This window comes from Parashewanella spongiae, from assembly GCF_004358345.1.
GTDB classification, from domain to species: domain Bacteria; phylum Pseudomonadota; class Gammaproteobacteria; order Enterobacterales; family Shewanellaceae; genus Parashewanella; species Parashewanella spongiae.
On record NZ_CP037952.1, the window covers coordinates 5,118,204 to 5,137,514 of the forward strand.

General features: G+C 42.1%; 19 protein-coding genes. 4 read left to right on the forward strand and 15 right to left on the reverse strand.

Going from position 1 to position 19,311, the window contains the following annotated elements; all coding sequences use genetic code 11:
- Positions 1-43: 43 nt before the first annotated feature.
- The 3 genes from E2I05_RS20280 to nudE form a co-directional block, all read right to left on the reverse strand.
- Positions 44-1,900 (reverse strand): MFS transporter, encoded by a 1,857-nt coding sequence (locus tag E2I05_RS20280; protein WP_121852256.1) that lies wholly within the window; start codon positions 1,898-1,900, stop codon positions 44-46.
- A 171-nt stretch (positions 1,901-2,071) separates the two neighbouring features.
- Positions 2,072-2,899 carry a 3'(2'),5'-bisphosphate nucleotidase CysQ gene (gene cysQ, locus E2I05_RS20285; protein ID WP_121852257.1) on the reverse strand — a complete coding sequence of 276 codons (828 nt, stop codon included), beginning with the start codon at positions 2,897-2,899 and terminating at the stop codon, positions 2,072-2,074.
- A gap of 40 nt (positions 2,900-2,939) precedes the next feature.
- Entirely contained in the window at positions 2,940-3,488 is a 549-nt protein-coding gene (nudE, locus tag E2I05_RS20290; protein WP_121852258.1) for an ADP compounds hydrolase NudE, read from the reverse strand.
- A 100-nt stretch (positions 3,489-3,588) separates the two neighbouring features.
- On the opposite strand from nudE, the gene yrfG reads away from it, so the two are divergent.
- A complete protein-coding gene (gene yrfG / locus E2I05_RS20295; protein ID WP_121852259.1) occupies positions 3,589-4,248 on the forward strand; it encodes a GMP/IMP nucleotidase in 660 nt (219 codons plus the stop codon).
- Positions 4,249-4,426: 178 nt separating this feature from the next.
- The gene (locus E2I05_RS20300) at positions 4,427-5,611 is read left to right on the forward strand and encodes a M20/M25/M40 family metallo-hydrolase (RefSeq protein ID WP_121852260.1); all 1,185 of its coding nucleotides are present in this window, start codon (positions 4,427-4,429) and stop codon (positions 5,609-5,611) included.
- Between the two features lie 53 nt (positions 5,612-5,664).
- Here E2I05_RS20300 and E2I05_RS20305 read toward each other — a convergent pair whose 3' ends face one another.
- From E2I05_RS20305 to gspC, 12 genes are all read right to left on the reverse strand, one after another.
- On the reverse strand, positions 5,665-6,426 hold the full coding sequence (locus tag E2I05_RS20305; protein ID WP_121852261.1) for a type II secretion system protein N: 762 nt from the start codon (positions 6,424-6,426) through the stop codon (positions 5,665-5,667).
- Between the two features lie 41 nt (positions 6,427-6,467).
- A complete protein-coding gene (locus E2I05_RS20310) occupies positions 6,468-6,947 on the reverse strand; it encodes a type II secretion system protein M (RefSeq protein ID WP_121852262.1) in 480 nt (159 codons plus the stop codon).
- Positions 6,947-8,155, reverse strand: coding sequence for a type II secretion system protein GspL (gspL, locus tag E2I05_RS20315; RefSeq protein ID WP_121852263.1), 1,209 nt, complete (start codon positions 8,153-8,155; stop codon positions 6,947-6,949). Before gspL ends, E2I05_RS20310 begins: the two co-directional genes overlap by 1 nt.
- Before the next feature lie 48 nt (positions 8,156-8,203).
- Entirely contained in the window at positions 8,204-9,214 is a 1,011-nt protein-coding gene (gspK, locus tag E2I05_RS20320) for a type II secretion system minor pseudopilin GspK (RefSeq protein WP_121852264.1), read from the reverse strand.
- Entirely contained in the window at positions 9,211-9,951 is a 741-nt protein-coding gene (gene gspJ / locus E2I05_RS20325) for a type II secretion system minor pseudopilin GspJ (RefSeq protein WP_121852265.1), read from the reverse strand. Before gspJ ends, gspK begins: the two co-directional genes overlap by 4 nt.
- Positions 9,932-10,306 (reverse strand): type II secretion system minor pseudopilin GspI, encoded by a 375-nt coding sequence (gene gspI, locus E2I05_RS20330; protein WP_121852266.1) that lies wholly within the window; start codon positions 10,304-10,306, stop codon positions 9,932-9,934. Before gspI ends, gspJ begins: the two co-directional genes overlap by 20 nt.
- Positions 10,293-10,880: a type II secretion system minor pseudopilin GspH gene (gspH, locus tag E2I05_RS20335; protein ID WP_121852267.1), complete on the reverse strand. Its 588-nt coding sequence runs from the start codon at positions 10,878-10,880 to the stop codon at positions 10,293-10,295. The genes gspI and gspH overlap by 14 nt, the downstream gene beginning before the upstream one ends.
- A 1-nt stretch (position 10,881) precedes the next feature.
- Positions 10,882-11,313 (reverse strand): type II secretion system major pseudopilin GspG, encoded by a 432-nt coding sequence (gspG, locus tag E2I05_RS20340; RefSeq protein ID WP_121852268.1) that lies wholly within the window; start codon positions 11,311-11,313, stop codon positions 10,882-10,884.
- Positions 11,314-11,363: 50 nt separating this feature from the next.
- Positions 11,364-12,581 carry a type II secretion system inner membrane protein GspF gene (gspF, locus tag E2I05_RS20345; protein WP_121852269.1) on the reverse strand — a complete coding sequence of 406 codons (1,218 nt, stop codon included), beginning with the start codon at positions 12,579-12,581 and terminating at the stop codon, positions 11,364-11,366.
- Between the two features lie 3 nt (positions 12,582-12,584).
- On the reverse strand, positions 12,585-14,156 hold the full coding sequence (gene gspE, locus E2I05_RS20350) for a type II secretion system ATPase GspE (RefSeq protein ID WP_121852270.1): 1,572 nt from the start codon (positions 14,154-14,156) through the stop codon (positions 12,585-12,587).
- Positions 14,149-16,251 (reverse strand): type II secretion system secretin GspD, encoded by a 2,103-nt coding sequence (gene gspD / locus E2I05_RS20355; protein WP_376707892.1) that lies wholly within the window; start codon positions 16,249-16,251, stop codon positions 14,149-14,151. The genes gspE and gspD overlap by 8 nt, the downstream gene beginning before the upstream one ends.
- A 68-nt stretch (positions 16,252-16,319) precedes the next feature.
- A complete protein-coding gene (gene gspC, locus E2I05_RS20360) occupies positions 16,320-17,240 on the reverse strand; it encodes a type II secretion system protein GspC (protein ID WP_121852272.1) in 921 nt (306 codons plus the stop codon).
- A gap of 270 nt (positions 17,241-17,510) precedes the next feature.
- Here gspC and hslR point away from each other — a divergent pair, with 270 nt between their 5' ends.
- Positions 17,511-17,930, forward strand: coding sequence for a ribosome-associated heat shock protein Hsp15 (gene hslR, locus E2I05_RS20365; protein ID WP_121852273.1), 420 nt, complete (start codon positions 17,511-17,513; stop codon positions 17,928-17,930).
- Between the two features lie 12 nt (positions 17,931-17,942).
- On the forward strand, positions 17,943-18,785 hold the full coding sequence (gene hslO, locus E2I05_RS20370; RefSeq protein ID WP_121852274.1) for an Hsp33 family molecular chaperone HslO: 843 nt from the start codon (positions 17,943-17,945) through the stop codon (positions 18,783-18,785).
- The last annotated feature ends 526 nt before the right edge of the window (positions 18,786-19,311 follow it).

Consider the following 19,311-nt stretch of genomic DNA (forward strand, 5'->3'; position numbering starts at 1 on the left):
CTAATAATTTATCATTTTTAATTGGATGTATGTTAAAAAATTGTTATTTGAAAAGTTTCAAAACTTTTTCTCTTAATTGATTACGTTCAGCTGCTTCTCCATCAACCATACTTCCAATATTCACACCAATCTTCGACCAAACACGCTTTGGTCGGGTGGTAAGTGCATGTCCATCTTTATGGCTAAAGTAAGAACCCCATAGTCCTTGAAGGGCCATTGGCACAACAGGGACAGGATCGCGCTCTAGTATTTTATTGATACCCGGACGAAATTCACCAATTTCACCATCTGGAGACAAGCGCCCTTCTGGAAATATGCACACTAGCTCATCATTGTTAAGGGCTTGATGAATGGATTCAAACGCTTGCAAATAAGTCTCTTTCGATTGTTTGGGTGAACAAATTGGAATGACACCAGCGTGACGAAATAAGTACTTCAATAGCGGGATTTCACTGATTGATTTGTCCATAACAAAACGAATTGGTCTTGTTGATGCCCCCATTAACACAAGTGCATCCACGTATGTAACATGATTACAAACCACTATCGCCGCACCTTGCTGAGGTATATTTTCTCGCCCAGAAACCTTAATGCGATACAAAACATGGCTAAGTAGATAACTCACGAAACGTTGAGCAAACTCAGGCACTTGTATGTATACGTATATTCCGACGAGAAAATTAGCAATCGCAAGAATGAGGAACAATTGAGGAATAGATACCTGAAATACGGTCAAAAGGACAATACTCAGCGCCGCTGAACCGACCATAAATAGCGCATTCATTATATTGTTTGCTGCAATGGCTTGTGCGCAACTTTCTTTGGATGCTCTGGTTTGAATAAAGGCATACAAAGGTACAATGAATAAACCGCCGCTGACTCCTATCATCGCAAGATCAAACATCAAGCGATAGTGCTGGCTGTTTTCAATAAACGCACTAAACCCATAAATAAAGTCCGTTTGCTCTGGTGCTGTAGGAATAGCCCATAACATATCAATACCAAATACTGTTAATCCCATTACACCAAAAGGCAGCACGCCCAACTCAACATGACCGAAGGAAATTCGCTCGCAAATTAACGAACCAATCGCGATACCAACTGAAAACAAAGTGAGCAGTAACGATACAACAGAGGCGTCAGCATATAAATTTACACGGGCAAAATTAGGAAACTGGGTTAAATAAGTCGCCCCTAAACACCAAAACCAACTGATGGCTAAAATGGCCATCCAAATTGTTGGTGTCTGCCTCGTTCGTTGTATTAACGAATACGTACCAGACAATGGACGAAACGCAATGTCAGTGACCTTACCCAAAGGAGGATAATCTGGGATCCCTCGGCTCGTCAGATAACCTAAGGCGGCAAGAAACACAACGGTCACTGCAGCCAGTTGAGCACCATATTCATAAACGACAATAAGGCCAGCACTTAATGTTCCGAATAGAATTGATAAGAAGGTGCCCATTTCAACCCAAGCATTACCGCTCACGAGTTCAGACTCTGGTAACGCTTGTGGCAGCAAAGAATATTTTACTGGACCAAAATAGGCCGACTGTGTGCCCATCAAAAAGAGCAAGCCTAAGAGCACAAGATAGCTTTGAGTCATCATTGCGATGGCGGCACAACTCATGATCACCAGCTCAAATAATTTCAAGCGGCGGATCAATAATGCTTTATTGCTATTGTCTGTTATCATCCCTGCATGAGCCGAGAATAAGAAAAAAGGAAGAATGAACAGCCCTGCGGCGAGATTGACAAATAAGTTTGTACTAAATGGTAAATCACCAACTTGACTGTAAGTCACTAGCAAAATCAGTACGTTCTTATATACGTTATCATTCAATGCACCTAAGCACTGAGTGATGAAGTAAGGGAAAAACCGTCTAGTAAGAATCATAACCTTCCTTATTAAAGCTTATACCATTCACACTGATTAACGATTAGGGAGCATTAGCAAAGCTAAGGTTCAATTTCTCACAAAGTTAATGATACGAACGGTATGATATAAGCCATTGATTAAGGTCACTATAACTCAGTTAGTTATCAGTTAAAACAACTCATCAAACGGTTAACTTGCTGCTTTTAATAAGTCTTTCCAATTCCGAGTTGACTGACCGACTACAATAAAGTTTGGGTTTTCAAGCGTTTCTCTGCGATTGTATGTCAAGGGTTGTAAATCAGTCGTCATCACCTGTCCACCAGCTTCTTTAATTATCACTTGAGCGGCCGCTGTGTCCCATTCCCCTGTGGGTCCGATACGAATGTAACAATCAGCTTGCCCTTCAGCCACTAAGCAGCTTTTTAATGCTGCTCCTCCTAACCGCACCAGTTCATAGTCTTGTTTCTTATTGAACATATTGAGTACAGTATTAGGATCTTGGCGACGGCTTACGGCAAGCTTCAATGCGCTTTCGTTTTGCTCATACCCACTACGACAGTGTATCGGGAAATCTTCTCCCTGAGATCGTTTATACGCACCATTCCCCAAACTCGCAAAGTAACATTCTTGTGTCATAGGAACATAAACAACACCTAGTACGGGTTGATGATTATCCACTAACGCAATTAATACCGAGAAGTCGTTGCTGCCAGCAATAAACTCGCCAGTGCCATCAAGCGGATCAACAAGCCAATACCGTTGCCATGATTCACGTATTGAGAGTGGAATTTCAGCATCTTCTTCAGATAATACTGGAATATCGGGGGTAAGAGACATCAGCCTTTCACAGATTACCTGATGAGCGGCAAGATCCGCTGATGTCACTGGTGTTGAGTCTAGTTTAATGGTTTGCTCAAAGTCACCTTGATGAAATATGGCTTTGATTTTCTGACCAGCTTCTGTCGCAATGGCAATGACAGACTCAATCAACTGCTCTGGCCTATTTACTGCTGCCATGATGTACTACTCCTCACTACTTCCATTACTTAGACTTACATTAACTGGCAATATGATCCATAGCCAAAAGCAAGGCACTTACGCTGCGTGCTTCATTAAACCGATTTTCATTAATTAAACTGCGCCAATCTTCTACCTTCCAATTTATCACTTCTATATCTTCAGGCTCATCACCTTCTAAACGGCTGAAGTACAAGTCTTCAGCGATAAATATTTGCATTTTACTCGAAAAATAGCTGGGTGCTAACGACACTTCCTTTAATAATGTGAGCTTATTAGTCGCAAAACCAATCTCCTCTTGCAGTTCTCGATTTGCCGCTTGCTCTGCAGTCTCACCGGGATCGATAAGCCCTTTTGGAAAACCAAGCTCGTATTCATGTGTCCCAGCTGCATACTCAGAAGCTAATAATAGCTGGCCATTATGAATAGGTACAATCATCACTGCGCCGCGACTGTGTCCTTTCATTCTTTCATATTGACGCTTAACACCATTACTAAAACATAAATCCAGCTGTTCAACAGTAAACAAGCGACTTTTGGCAACAACTTCAGTATGTATAATTTGTGGCTTCTTTTGTCCCTTGTTCATAAACACCCCAGAATGAATTAATTATACCAATTACAATGCTATTAACCACTTTTACGTTACAATCTTACTACCTCCGCATGGACTTACAACAGGAATTTTAATGCTTCCTTGGCAACAGATTGATACTGTTTTACTTGATATGGACGGCACACTGCTTGACCTCCACTTTGACAACCACTTATGGCTAACCAAAGTTCCACTTGAAATTTCACAGGTTCACCAAGTCAGCCTTGCACAAGCAAAGCAAATGGTCGAAACCGCCTATTACGAAGTCGCTGGCACATTAAACTGGTACAGTCTCGATTATTGGCAACAACGCTTTAATATCGACATTATTGCCCTACATCATGCATCAACGGAAAATATTCAGCTAAGAGCCGATTGCATGCCTTTTTTATCCTCACTCAAGACAATGAAAAAAAACAGGATTCTTGCTACCAATGCACACCCTGAAAGTTTAGCCCTTAAACTCGAACATACTTGCTTAGCTGAAGGACTCGATGACATGATTTCGAGTCATGAAACGGGTTATCCAAAAGAAAATCCAAAATTTTGGGTCGCCTTGTTTGAGCGTTTTTCGCTAGATCCAAGCCGTTGTTTATTCATTGATGATAATGAAAACATCCTCAAAGCATCTCAAAAAGCGGGAGTAGGCTTCCAATTAGGTATTCAAAATCCTGACAGTCAAATGCCACATAAAAGCTATGTTGACTGTCTTTCGACCCATGATCTAACCCATATATTACCAACCATTAATTAAGATTAATCAACAACTCATCTTTAAAACAATAGAATGCTCTGGTCAATTGACTAAACCATTGATCAGACACTTCACCTCTGTGGATATAGGATCGTAAAACGTAAGAGAACAGGGAGCGAGGAATGCACAGTTATTATTAAGAGTGAAGACACTGATCCTAACCATTGTGAGGGTTTTCATGTTTAAACATTATTTGCTCGCGATAATCGCTACTGTTTCCTCAGCTTCCCAAGCTGACACACCTGAGCCTATGTACTGGGTAACACTAAAAAATGATGCCGTATCTCAAGAGGTGCAATCGCAAATCACACCTTTGAATCACGGTTTACAAGCAGCACCTACTGATGTTTCTGTGATTCATATTAATCAATCCCAACTAAAGCAGCTTCAACAAGACCTTCACCAAGGTGGAGAGCATGGTGGCTACATGGTGCATGCTTCGAGGCAAGATGCCCTTGATAGCGCTAACATGCCAATCACCTCCAACATTTTTACCGCCCCAACACTCAACCAACAAGCCATAATTGAATCTTTATTGCCTCAGCTGGATGCAGCAAAAATCATTGATATGATCAATAAACAGACTCAATTTAAAAATCGAATTTACACCTTAAGTACTGGACAACTTGCCTCCCATGCTTTACGCCAGAATTGGGCTAATTTAGTCAAAGGGTTACCTTATGCTTCTGTAAGTCAAATTAAGCATCAAAAATTCCTTCAAGACTCTGTACAAGTTACTTTTACAGGTAGCAAGTACCCTGACGATATTGTTGTATTAGGCGGACACTTAGATTCGACGGCTGGCATGTTTCATACCAAGCATACCAAGGCTCCTGGCGCCGATGACAATGCATCCGGTATTGCTTCTTTAACAGATATTATTCGAGTGTTTGCCGAGAATCAGATCCAACCTGAACGCACTATCATATTTTTCGGCTATGCGGCTGAAGAAGGAGGATTATTAGGATCGCAAGATGTCGCAAGAAACTATGAAAATAAACATGTGCTATCCGCATTACAGATGGATATGACTAACTATCGTGGTTCAGATAAGGACTACGTATTCATGACAGATTACACTGACACTGGTTTGACTCACTTTCTTGAAACACTCAGTGATACTTATTTAAGTGATCTTACTTATGGCGAGGATAGGTGTGGCTACGCGTGCTCAGATCATGCCAGTTGGCACAAAATTGGCGTTCCATCAGCGATGCCATCTGAAGCCAAAATGCGAGAAATAAATAGGTATATTCACTCTTCTAATGACACCCTCGAACATTCAGACACCACAGGGATACACGCCTTGAACATCAGTAAGTTGGCACTAACTTACGCCGTTGAAATGGGTTTTATTGACTAAAATGTTTGACTATGAAAGTGGATACATTTTGTATCCACTTCTTACACAAGTATTTAAATTTTAGGTAAAGCGCCTGCAAAACTAATTTTATAATACCCTTGGTTATCGGGCTGGCCCAACAAATTAAGGCTATTGCGTATATCTTCTGGTTGCTCAGCTATAGGTTTAATTTTTGCTTGAATGCGATAACGATTATTTTCACCAAACAACACGCTACCTGACAATCCTAGTTTATTATGTCTCTCATCCCCATTTAGCGCAATTTGACCATCTTTACAGCCTAAATTCAATTCAAACTCTCCTAATGGAAAGTCTCCAAACTGATTGTTAACTTGTAGATTATGCAAAAAAAGTTTACCCGTTAGTTGCTCACAAAGAGGCAGACCTTGAACAAAATCATCAATAAACAAACTGACGTCTCCGCCCACTTTAGTTCGAAAGGGCATTCGAGTATTACCAATTAAAAAACCATTACTCGATTCAATGTTCATGTCACTCAGACTGACTCCTGAAGAAGTGACGAGTACATGACCTTTGGTGCTGAATGCCGTTGCTTTTGAGCCTACTTTTAGCTCTATACTCAGCTGCCCTAAGGCCAACGGCCACGGATTAATATCCCAATGGATTTGTTCAAATTGACGGTTCTCAAATGTGGCACTGGTGGCTTCACCCGACCAAACACTACCCTCTACACCACTTAATTGCACTTGCTCGGGCAATGGCATGAGCCAAAGTGCAACTTTTGCAGGCAGTAACGCCAACAAAAATACCAAATAGATAACACCACCAATTAATATTTTCTTAAATAAACTCACGTTGTATTCCTGCAACTGTTCTTGCAACTCATTGGTTGCAATTATTGTGACAATTGTATCCGTCTCACTTTCACTAACCCTGCCGTTTCAGTCTCTGTGACGTCGAAAGTATCGAGTGACAACCCCTGATTTTGCGTTAATTCATTTAAGTAGGCCAATAAATCATTAAACGGTACATCATCCATCCAAATTTGGACTTTTTTTCCTTGAGGCTGCATGCGACTGATCACAACCCCATAACGACTGGCGATGGTATTAACGATTGAGCTCAAGCTGCCTTTCCGAGTCGATGTTTGTCCTGACTGTTTGGCTGCTACGATTTTATTCACACTTTGTTTCACATAACTGAGAGTTTTTTGGGATTGCACAAGACGCCTTTGCGCATCTTGCTCAGCGTTGCTAATTGGACTCCAGATCCCCCAATAAAAAATACCAATAATGAGAAAAATACTGCATACAGCAACCAATTGTTGCTCCCGATACGCCAGTCCATTCCACCAGGTGAGTAAATTGTCTTTCATTATTTACTCCTTATCGTCAAGGTCGTAGTAACTTTATCATCAAGACTATTCATCACTCCCGACTTGGTATCAAAGTTCTTACCTAGTGCTTGTTTAAATCGCTCTACGGATGAATAATTTTTGGCTGTGATTTGCATTCTCAATTCACCTCTGTTGCCATCAAACCGTACCGTATTAGGCACTAAATCTGGCACTTGCTTGAACGCTGGCTCAAGCAAAGTGAGCATTTTAAAAAATACGCTGCCATTGCCGGAGCCTTTGATTTTTTTCAGCTCTGTTCTTACTAAAGGTCTTAAATTCGCGTTTGTGACCCGATTAAATCCAGTAGCTTGTTTGAATATCTCTACAGACTGCTGCTGCACATCTGTGATTTGCTGATTGGTGTGATACACCATAAATCCTTTATTGAGTAAGCTCAGTAAAATAGCCACTCCTAAAACGATGGCTGCATTTTTCCATACCAGTAAGTTTTTACTGTATTCACGTTTGGGACGATAGGGCCCTGTCAATAGATTTAATGGCGCTTGCAATGCGCCTTTAGCTAACACTAGCATAGGTAGTTCAACAGGCTGAGGATTAAGGCTAACGCCTTCCAACTGCAATTCAGAGTAATTCGCTACGGCAATGTTATCTTGGAGATCATCAGCATCTTGTACCGGCAATAATTTAGGCAAAAGCATTGATTGCCATTGAGATGGTATACTGTGTCCTTGCCCCGTTGAAGTTCGCAATAATAATTCATCACCAACAACCATCGTCGCCCACTGACATCCCATTAAAGGTAATGCTAAACAATCAGGCAGCAAGCGTTTCACCACCAAACCTGCAGCCGACAACCACTCTAGCCAAAGTTGCATTTGTTGATGAGCTACAACAGCGACACTTAACTGGTTGCCATTGCGAGCACCAGCCACAAAATGCAATTTATCCACATCTTCGGCGAATGCTTCCTCCAACATAAATGGCAACGCTTTGATCGCTTGCCTTTGACCTTTTTCAGGCAACTCGACTTCTGTTAGCGTCATTGCAGAAGCTTGTACTAACACATCCACAGGTCGTTTGCCTGCTCGCTGTGATAAACTGTTCAGCTGCTTTGCACTATTTAGTTCACCTGATGCGATGATCTCTTGCTCTTGCTCTGACCACACCAGCCACGAGCATGCATGCTCGACTTTTGTGCCTAATCGAATAAAAAGCCGTTCACTCACAGTGTATCTCCACCGGTAAGGCAATATGATTATTGATCACTGCCATTATCATTTTTGACCGCCATATTGACGTGTTAACACATCAACATAATTATTTTTTGCCACTTGCAGAACACTCTCCAGCCGGAAAATAGCCTCATCGACTTTGGCTCCACCATCAAGCAGAAAGTACTCACTTTTGACGGCAAAACTGGATTTTAATAAATTATCATTTTTCAATGCACTCAGTTCTGAAATATTCCAAAAGTCATCAATGCTGTCATAACCATTTGCAGGTCGCTGATTAATAATACTTTCAGCTTCGCCTACAGAAACTTTGTTTTGTAACATACCAGCTAACAGAGGCGCTTGCTCAACTTTGATGGTATTCACATTCAATAATTGTCTGTTATTGCCGGGTATGGCACAAATATAGGGTACAAGTTTTAAGTATGCTTCTTGGGTGAAACCAAGCACCGCTCGTAATTCACTGCGATGATTCATCACGGTTTTAGCCGCTCGATAAGGGACATCACGTGATTCATAAGCGGCATCGCCACTGCTAAAACCACCTGACGCTGAGCTTGAGCTAATGTAGTCTTTTAACGATACCGCAAGCGCTTCTGCAGTAAAGGGCTCCATCCCTAAGGCGATCAGTAATCCAGCGAATTGCTCTCCGGCTAATGGAAGTTTTTTGGGGTTCTGATTATTACTGTTCCCTGCATCAGCGACTTTGGCATTTAAACCATTAATATTAAAACATGCACGCATATCGGTAATGGTTCCCGAAATTTGTCCGTTCTCAACCGGAAAAAGTACATCTGCTTGAGCCCAATATTGCTGCAAGTGCACTTTTTTTCCCTCTGCATCATCGAGATCTTGTTTTATTACCTTCTTTGCTAACTCTTCTGCGGATAATGCATACCAATAGGCTTGATCATACTGAGCTAAATTTAAGGTTCTTCGAACCGCTAACTGATTACGACTGGTAATATCGATAGCAATCACGGCCACCACGGCCACAATCAACAGCACCACAATTAATGCCACACCTTGTTGTTTGTTAACGTGCTTAATCAATTGTTATTTCCTCCACCAGCAGCAGTGTTATTGCCATTGCCGCCTTTTTTGGAGTTATTATTTTTATTACCCGGATTGTTCCCTGTACCATTTTGATTGCTGTTATTTGCCTTGTTATCAACAAGAGCACCTTTTGGTAAAATAAATTTTCGTTGAATTTTGCCGATACCCTCAATGTCTATTTCAACCGCAATAGCCTTTGGCAACTTGGTCGCATTTAATGTTTTTTGCCAGCTTTTTCCATCGAAAAAGGCATAGTCAGCGTCCAAAACATTATTCATAATTATCGTTTTTAACGGCTCAGCACCAATTTCAGGCTCTGGGTACGGGTAATACCAACGTTCAAACCGATCTTCTACTAACACATAGGCAACGGATTGAATGCTGCCTCTTGGTAACATGCCATCGGGATTCAGCCAACCAATGCGATAAAAAACCAAGGCTTTTCCATCAATATCTGGAATGATATCACCCACCTGAATAACCGTTTTGCCTCGTCCACCTTCGAGAAACCGGGGTGTTCGAGCCACGATTTGTCCCATATCCCGCTCGATAACACCAAAGCCCTGCTGCAATGATTTTAACCTTGCGGCAAAGTTTTTTGTGGTTTCATCATTGGTGAGTACTACGCTAAGTACTGAGTTCGCGGCAATGCCTAACATGGCAAAAATCGCTATCGCCACAAGCATTTCAAGTAAGGTGAATCCTGACTGAGCGCTATTTCGTTTTAAGCACATACGTATTCACCTGTGCAATAATATTGCTATAACGCTCATCCAAGCTGACACTAACTCGAAGTAATCGGAAATCATCATCAGTGGTTTTTACTGCTTCTTTGCGCCAATACCACTCTTTACCCGCCATTTCCACACGGCCTTCTTTTTTACCTGCCGCTGGAAACGTGGGATCCAGCTTAGCATCGACTAATACGTTATCTGCCACCCATTGAGCATAAGTGCGCTCTTCTAGAATTGGCATGTTAGCAATTAATTCACCAATACTTTTCGTGATCGATATAGCCGCAATGGCAAAAATGACTAATGCCACCATAACCTCAAGTAACGTCATGCCTTCGCTTTTACTGTTCTTCATCAGGCCTCCCAAGCGTTAACCGCCCTAATGAGTCACCAACGACTAATACATCAATGTTGTTACCGTATTCATCTGTGGTAATAAAGTGCAATTCGAATGCGCTGATTTCTCCGCTTGGAAACAATAAAATTTGTGGCTCTGGGTGCTTCTTTTTTTCTTCTTCTGTTCTGTCAATTAACGGATCGCCACTGTCGTCATCAAATAAACTTTGATCATCTTCATCGCTTTGCACCAGAGGCAAACCGTCAACAACGACTTCCAACCCTACACCTTCAGGCATGACTTGATCACCAAGCAGACGATCGGACTCTAAAGGCTGCCATTTTTGTTCGTGATACATCACAAATCGATACGAGTCTGGCTCGATGACTAGCCCTAACAACTGCCCACTTAACACCGTTTCGTCTAACACCAACTCCGCAGAAGCGATAAACTTTTTCGCTTGCTTTTCTAGCGCTTCTTGAGCACCAGCATGGCTGAATGACAAGGTCACCACGGCGGCAGACAATCCCATAAGTAGCACAACGAGCATAACCTCTAACAGAGTAAAACCTGCTTGACGCAACGATTTCATATTATTGATAATCGCTTAGGTTCCAGTTACCGATATCATCTTCTGTGCCCGCTTGGCCTGATGGACCGGCGCTATACACATCGATTTTTCCATGTTCACCTGGGCTTATCATTAAATAATCATTGCGCCATGGATCTTGTGGTAAACGCTTGAGGTAACCATCTTCGCGATAGTTTCTTGGCTCAGGAGAGCTTGGTTTTGAGATCAACGCTTCTAATCCTTGCTCTGTTGTTGGGTAAACGCTGTTATCAAGCTTATACATGTCTAATGCATTTTCTATGGCGACAATATCTGAGACGGCTTTTTGCTGATCGGCTTTCTCTTTGTTACCAAGCAGGTTCGGGACTACTAAAGAGGCTAAAATACCTAAAATCACGATAACAACCATGACTTCTAATAAAGTAAAACCTTCTTGCTTATTCGTTACTTGCATGTACTACTCCTAGAAATTGTTAATTTTATGATTAACTCACAAAACCATTATTAGCCACTGACTAAGTTGTTTAATGCCAGTATTGGCTGCAAAATAGCCAATACAATGAATAACACGATACCGGCCATGCTGATCACCAAAGCAGGTTCAAAGATCCCAAGCGCAATGGTAACATTCGCTTCAAACTGTCTATCTTGGTTATCAGCAGCACGTTCCAGCATCTGTTCAAGTTCACCACTTTTTTCACCGGATGAAATCATATAAAGCATCATAGGAGGAAAAAGTTTAGTTGCCGTTAACGCAGCGCCTAAACTCGTCCCCTCACGTACTCTAGCGGTGGCTTCTTCTACCGCCCCTTTAACTTTCAGGTTTTGCAGTACATCGCTGGCGATCCTCATACCATCTAATAACGGTACAGAACTGGCTGATAAAATACTTAATGTACGGGCAAAACGAGCCGTATTGATACTCTTACTTACCTTACCAATCACTGGTAAGGTTAATAGACTACTGTGAAATTTTAATCTGGGGCCGGGCTTTTGGAGCATGCGTTGGAATATCACTCCGCCTCCTAGCACCAGCAACAAAAGGCCTAAGCCATAAGTACGAACAAAATCAGACAATGAAATCAATAATCGTGTTGAGAAAGGTAACTCTTGCCCCATATGCTCAAATTGACTGACCACTTGTGGCACAACGGCAGCCAGTAATATCGCAATAACACCGATAGCCACTAAGGTTAAAACCGTTGGATAAATCATGGCTTGAGTTAACTTAGATTTTAGCTGTTGTCGGCGCTCGGTATAATCAGCTAACCGATTTAACACCACATCTAAATGACCAGACTTCTCTCCAGATGCCACCATCGCGCGATATAAATCGTCAAAAATATGTGGAAATTCGGCCATAGAGTCAGCCAAACTATAACCTTCGACCACTCGTGAACGTACAGCCATTACCATACTGGCCAGTCGTTCTTTTTCACATTGCTGACCTACGGCTTTTAACGCTTCTTCAATCGGTAAACCCGCCGCCACTAAAGTTGCAATTTGGCGGGTAATAAGTGCCAATTCAGCCACTGAAATGCCGCGTTTAAAAAAACTAACACCGCCACGCTTGGCTTCTTTATCTGTAACAGGTTCAATCTGTAAAGGCGTTAATCGCATGTCCCGCAGTTGGCTACGAGCATGCCTTGCGGTATCGGCTTCGATAACGCCTTTAGTTTGCTTGCCACTCGCTTCTAATGCTTTATATTCAAATGCAGGCATCGACTATTCCTCGCGAGTCACTCGCAGTACTTCTTCCAATGTCGTGATACCCATCAATACCTTACTCATGCCATCATGACGAATACTGGGTATTGTTTGGCGAAGGTGTTTTTCAATCGCCAGCTCACCTTTTCCGGTATGGATAAGTTCTCTAATGGTGTCATTCACAACCAATAATTCATGGATGCCAGTACGACCACGATAACCGTTATAACCGCAATTTTTACAACCATTGGCTCGATAGACAGTGCGATGTTCATGTTCAGCAATACCTAAGAGTTCACACTCGCTGGCATCTGGAACATGCTCTTGTTTGCAGTCGTTACACAGTGTTCTTACTAGCCTTTGTGCTAATACACCGAGTAAACTCGATGACACTAAAAAGGGTTCAACCCCCATATCTTGAAGACGAGTAATAGCACCTGAAGCGGTATTAGTATGTAGTGTTGATATTACCATGTGTCCAGTAAGCGAGGCTTGTACAGCGATTTGAGCCGTTTCTAAATCACGGATCTCACCAATCATGACGACATCAGGATCTTGACGTAATATAGCCCGTAATCCGCGCGCAAAGGTCATATCAATTTTAGTATTCACTTGGGTTTGGCCGATGCCTTCAAGCTCATATTCGATGGGATCTTCAACGGTCAGAATATTGGTATCTTTTGAATTCAGTTCGGTTAACCCAGCATAAAGCGTGGTACTTTTACCTGAGCCAGTCGGCCCTGTGACCAAAATGATACCGTGTGGCTTACGGATCAGTTCATCAAATTGAGTGCGGATCCCATCCGTCATGCCCAGTTGTTTAAGATCGAGATTACCTGCATTTTTATCGAGTAAACGCATTACGACACGTTCACCATGACTCGATGGCATAGTTGATACCCGCACATCAACCGCTCTTCCAGCGATTCGCAACGATATACGTCCATCTTGTGGAATACGCTTCTCAGCAATATCCAATCGAGCCATCACTTTAATACGCGATACTAATACGGATGATAATTTGCGATTAGGCTTTAACACTTCTTTCAGCACACCATCAACACGAAAACGTACCACCAGTTGTTTCTCGTAGGTTTCTACGTGAATGTCCGAGGCTTCTTCTTTAATCGCTTCGGACAACAACGCGTTGATCAGTTTAATGATCGGCGCATCATCATCGCCTTCTAGCAAATCTTCGGTTTGCGGTAATTCTTCAGCAAGAGTAAATAAGTCCATTTCATTGCCAATATCTTCCATCAACTGCTGAGCTTCAGATGAATTAGCCTGATAAGCTTGGGTCAGTTTTGCTTCAAACTGTTGTGGGCTTAACTCTACTAAGGCTAAATCAACCCCTGCATAGCGACGAGCTTCGAGCATCATTTCAACTTGAGTAGTGTTGGTATGATACAAAGTCAAAACACTCTCGGCATCTTCGGCTAAGACTAAAGCATGACGGTGCGCAAAGGCAAACGGCAAACGTTCATTACTACCAGAATGAAAAGCTTCGTCAGTTTGTTGCTCGACGTTCATACCCAGCTCTGATGAAACCGCGGATAATTCAGTCTCTGTAGCTTGTTGAGGTTCACTCATTGGCATCGTCTTTATTTTCAGTAATGATTTTCAACGCAGGATCTGTCTTGCGCATTTTAGTTTCGATGCTTCTTCCTTGCTGATAATTTTCAAGGATATTGTTCACCGCATCTGGAATGTGCTCGCTTTGATCCCACTCATCCAAAACAGGCACTTGAGTATTGGGCATTAAATTCACCCCTTGCTCTCGTTGCTTTAACTGCAATGCACGGAAATAGTTATATTTTCTACCAGCAATTCCTTCCATCGTCACGCCATCACGAATGATCGTCGGTTTAATAAATACCATTAGATTACGTTTAACTTTTCGACTCGATGACGACTTAAATAAATGCCCTAAAATCGGAATATCACCAAGGAATGGAACTTTCTGAACACTTTCTTGAACTTCTTCGTTGATTAAACCACCCAAAACGACAATTTGACCAGAATCAGCCATCACCGTAGTAGTTAAGCGTCTTGTTGAAAGAGTAATATCGACACCTGTTGCTCCTTTAACACCGGACACTTCTTGTTCAATGGTCAACTTAACCGCACTACCTTCATTAATTTGTGGTACGACTTTTAATTTAACTCCGACTTCTTTTCGTTCAACCGTCTGAAACGGGTTTGAATTGTCAGAACTGGCTGTTGCACCAGTTAAAATAGGCACTTCATCGCCGACAATAAACTCTGCTTCTTGATTATCCAACGTCGTAATAGAAGGCGTTGCTAAAACGTTTGAGGTCGTATCCCCTGAGATGGCTTGAACCAGTGCGCCAAAGTCACCACTAAATACGCCCCATGCCGCACCATTAATCTTACCAAGCGCCTGAGCTAAGACAGTGATGTCACCTCGTGTATCAGGGTTAGTTGTAGTGATCGGCTGCCCCGTATTTGGATCAATTCTGGTCGTGGTATTTCCATCTTCACCTTGTGCGGCCCACACACCCGCACCAATCTCACCAATGGTTGTACCTAAGTTGTTAAACTGAGTACCGCCACCAGCAGACGTAGCCCACTGCACACCAAAGCCGACATTATCATCATTAGATACTTCAACAATAATGGCTTCGACTAATACTTGCGCACGACGAATATCAAGTTGATTAATGACATTCTCAATGGTGAGCATTTGATCTGGCTCAGCAGTGATCACTAAAGCATTATTTTCGGCATGAGCCATAATATTGATGCCACTATTGCGGCGGCTATTATTTCGACTGCTGCCTGCTTTTGATGAGCGTGATTTTGATGCTAAGCTGCCCTTTTTCTCGCTGGATAAATTCTCTGCAAAACCAGTCAGCACTTCTACGAGATCTTCCGCTTTGGCGTAGCGTAAATAACGGACTTTGGTGTTACCAGTATTCGCTTGCTCTGAATCTAAGCGTTTAATTAACTTGATGATACGTGTACGGGTTTTCTCATCACCGCTGACTACCACTGAGTTTGTACGCTCATCGGCCACAATTTTAGGCTCTTTACTTCGGTTACTTGTTCCGCCATTTTGACGATTCAAGGTTTCAATAATGCGAACAATTTCTCCCGCTGAGGCATAGTTAAGCGGTACCACTTTGACACCCGTATCAGATTGTTTGTCGACACGATGGACAATTTCAACCAGCTTATTAACCACTGCCGCACGCCCTGAAATCATCAAGGCATTGGACTCAACGTTAACCACGTTGCCGCCACCGGCATTATCATTAAGTTGTCTTAGCAATGGTGCGATTTGCTTCGCATCACTGTTGTAGACCTTAACAATACGCGTGACCATTTCGTCACCAACACCGGGGTTGTTATCGTCAGCCACCCGAATCGAAGACGTTTTTGCGTCTTTATCTTTAATGACTTTAATGATGTTATTGTCCATCTCAACGACGGCGTAACCGTAGACTTGCAACACATTGAGAAAAAATTGGTAATACTGATCGTCATCAAGCAGATCATAACTACGAACATTAATTTTTCCGCGAACGGTAGGATCGACAATGATGGTACGGTTGAGGTTTTTACCAACAATATTGATGAACTCTTGAATGTCTGTACCTTTGAAATTGGCCGCATATTCAGCTGACCAAGTGTATGTTGGCGACAGTAGGACAAGTCCGGCCATTAAACCGGTCAGGAATTTACGTCCTGCTTTATGCTTCGTCATTATTTCTCTTCCCCTAAACCTAAATGCTATTGCGGTAAACCAAAGGTAATTTCAACGAGTTGTCCTTGGCGTTCAACCATAACAGACAATTCTGTGAGTTCTGGCAATTGAGCCATGACTTCAAGCGCCTGTGAAATATCCGTTAAATCATAACCATTAATTGATTTAGCTAAATCATTAGCCTTAAAACCTGCTTGTTTAAATAACTGCCGATCTTTCCCCGGGTTTAAACGGTAACCTTGCAGTGCTCCGTTTATTGTTTTCGGCGAAATGGATAAATAGTCCGATATTTTATTGGGATCTTGCATCACTTCACTTCGAGATTCGGCAATTCGAGCTGCAATCGCTTTATTGTTACGCTGATCTATTTTTCTCAATTTAGATTTCGCACTGGCTTTATGTAATGCATTGTTTGCACTCGATTGAGCCGTGAATTGTAACCCATCTAACATGACAGTTTCATAACGACCGCTGTTAGTGATAATAATCCTATCAGCATACACTTCTTTCAACGAAGCCGATGTGCCTTTAATTTTATCACCGATACTATAAGTAACTTGTTCACCATTTGAATCAATAACCGCAAGCCCTTGTTGCTTTGCTGTTGATGCCACAACACCCGTTAATTGAATGGATAATGATGATTTTGGTGCATCAGTGATAAGCTCTGGCTGAGCGACAGGTTCGTGCTCAACCGTTGCGTCATGTTTACCAAAGAGAGCAAGTTGTTGGATACCACTTAAATCAACGTTTGATGAGGTACTGTTTGAATTCGATTGGCCCGTTGCCTTCCAAACTGAAGCGTGTTGCGGTGTGGGGATTAAGTTCCAAGTAATTTGCGCCATTAAATACAACACAATGGATAACCCACCCCAAAAAACGGCTAAACTGAGCGGCTTATGCGGTAGCCCGACCACTTTCGTTATAACTTTATCTAATGCATCCATTTCAATGGGAACCTATAAAATAGTCACGCTATTGTTACTTCACGCAATTGCTACTGACACAATGCACAATAATCCTGCCATGCTACCTTAGCCTGTTGCCAGCAACAAGCTTTTAACAGTGCGAAGATTGGCCTAAATTGACCATTTATGCTAACTTTGCGGCTCAAATGTACCGTTACTTTGCCTTAAAACGTAACTTTACTAATAAAAACTGAACGCTAGCTGATCCAAATCCACTCTTTTAGTTATCAGTCTCGAATCGGAGCGGTTATGACCACTGAAAACAAAAAAATCACTCCTATAAGACTTGATAAATGGCTTTGGGCTGCCCGTTTCTATCGTACTCGCGCCATTGCTAAGCAAATGATTGACGGCGGAAAAGTACACTACAATGGTCAGCGCACGAAATCCAGTAAGAATGTCGAAATTGGCGCTCAAATTCTTTTACGCCAAGGTTATGATGAAAAAGAAGTCGTTGTCCAAGCACTTTCTGAACATCGCGGTAATGCAACCTTAGCCCAGACGTTATACCAAGAAACGGATCAAAGCTTGAAAAAGCGCCAAGTATCCGCTGAAGCAAGACGATTAAACCGATTAAACAATCCTGCTCCAGATCATAAACCAGATAAAAAACAACGTCGTCAAATTGTACGTTTCAAACAAAACCAATTTATTGATGACACCGAGTGAGATCACATAAACATGAGTATAGACACTTTACATCGCTATTTGTTCGATAATGCCGACGTTCGCGGCGAGATTGTTCAGTTAGAGCAAAGCTATCAACAAATAATTACCTCGCACAACTACCCCAAGGTACTAAGAAATCTTTTGGGAGAATTGATGGTCGCCAGTTCATTATTAACGGCAACACTGAAGTTTAAAGGTGACATCGCCGTTCAAATACAAGGTGATGGCCCCGTTTCACTGGCTGTGATCAATGGCAATGACCAACAGCAATTACGCGGTGTAGCTCGTTGGCAAGGAGAATTAAAAGATAACGCAACCTTAGCGGAATTGTTTGGTAAAGGTCATTTGGTGATTACGTTAACACCTGAAGAAGGTGAACGATATCAAGGCGTAGTTGCACTAGATAAACCTAATTTAGCAGGCTGTATCGAAGCATACTTTATGCAGTCAGAACAACTGCCCACTCGACTTTGGTTATTCACTAACGACGAAAAAGCCGCAGGGATTTTCTTACAAGTATTGCCGTCGGACAAAGATCATCTCGATGATTTCGATCACTTGACCCAACTTACAGCAACCACAAAACCTGACGAGATTTTTACGCTTCCAGCTGAAGAGTTACTGCATCGATTATATCATGAAGAACAAGTGCGCTTGTTTGAGCCAGTTGATGTCAGTTTCAAATGTCGCTGCTCTCGAGAGCGCACTTCAGCGGCAATATTATCTCTCCCGAAAGAAGAGGTCGCCAGTATCCTCGAAGAACAAAACGCGGTTGAATTAGATTGTGAATACTGCAATACCCGTTACCGTTTTGACTCGATTGATGTCGCTGCCATATATGCACATTCAACCTAGAAACATCAGTTGACTGCGTTTTCAAGCGTAGAAAAGTGGCTGATAGTAAGGCGTAGCTTGCAGCAAGTAGTTATTCTATCTGCAAAAGTTACAACACAGATAGCAGTCATTTTAGCAAGCTTGTGAGCGTAGAGCACTTCACTCATTGGGTGAAAGCCATGATGATAAAGTCATCGTATTGCTCAAACAGTTACTCATATACTCAGCGTTCAACTGATCTTTTTAGGAAAGTTGCGTAAAAAAGTATACCGATGAGTTTTCGTCACTCCAGCGCAAGCTGGAAACGAAGTAACGACAGTTTTGTATGTCGGTAGTCTAGGGGCTGTTTATCTTTCAGGATTAAATTTTGTGCTATTTGAGCGTTTATCTGTTCAAAGCGTAAGCAGTGAAGCTTAGTCATCTAAGTAAACGGGTTACAACACAGAACAGTGAACACTCAAAAGCATCTAAGACAGCGTAAATTGGTCATTTCTACTGCGTTATCGCTTGCTTATTTGGAAACGAAGTAACGACAGTTTTGTATGTC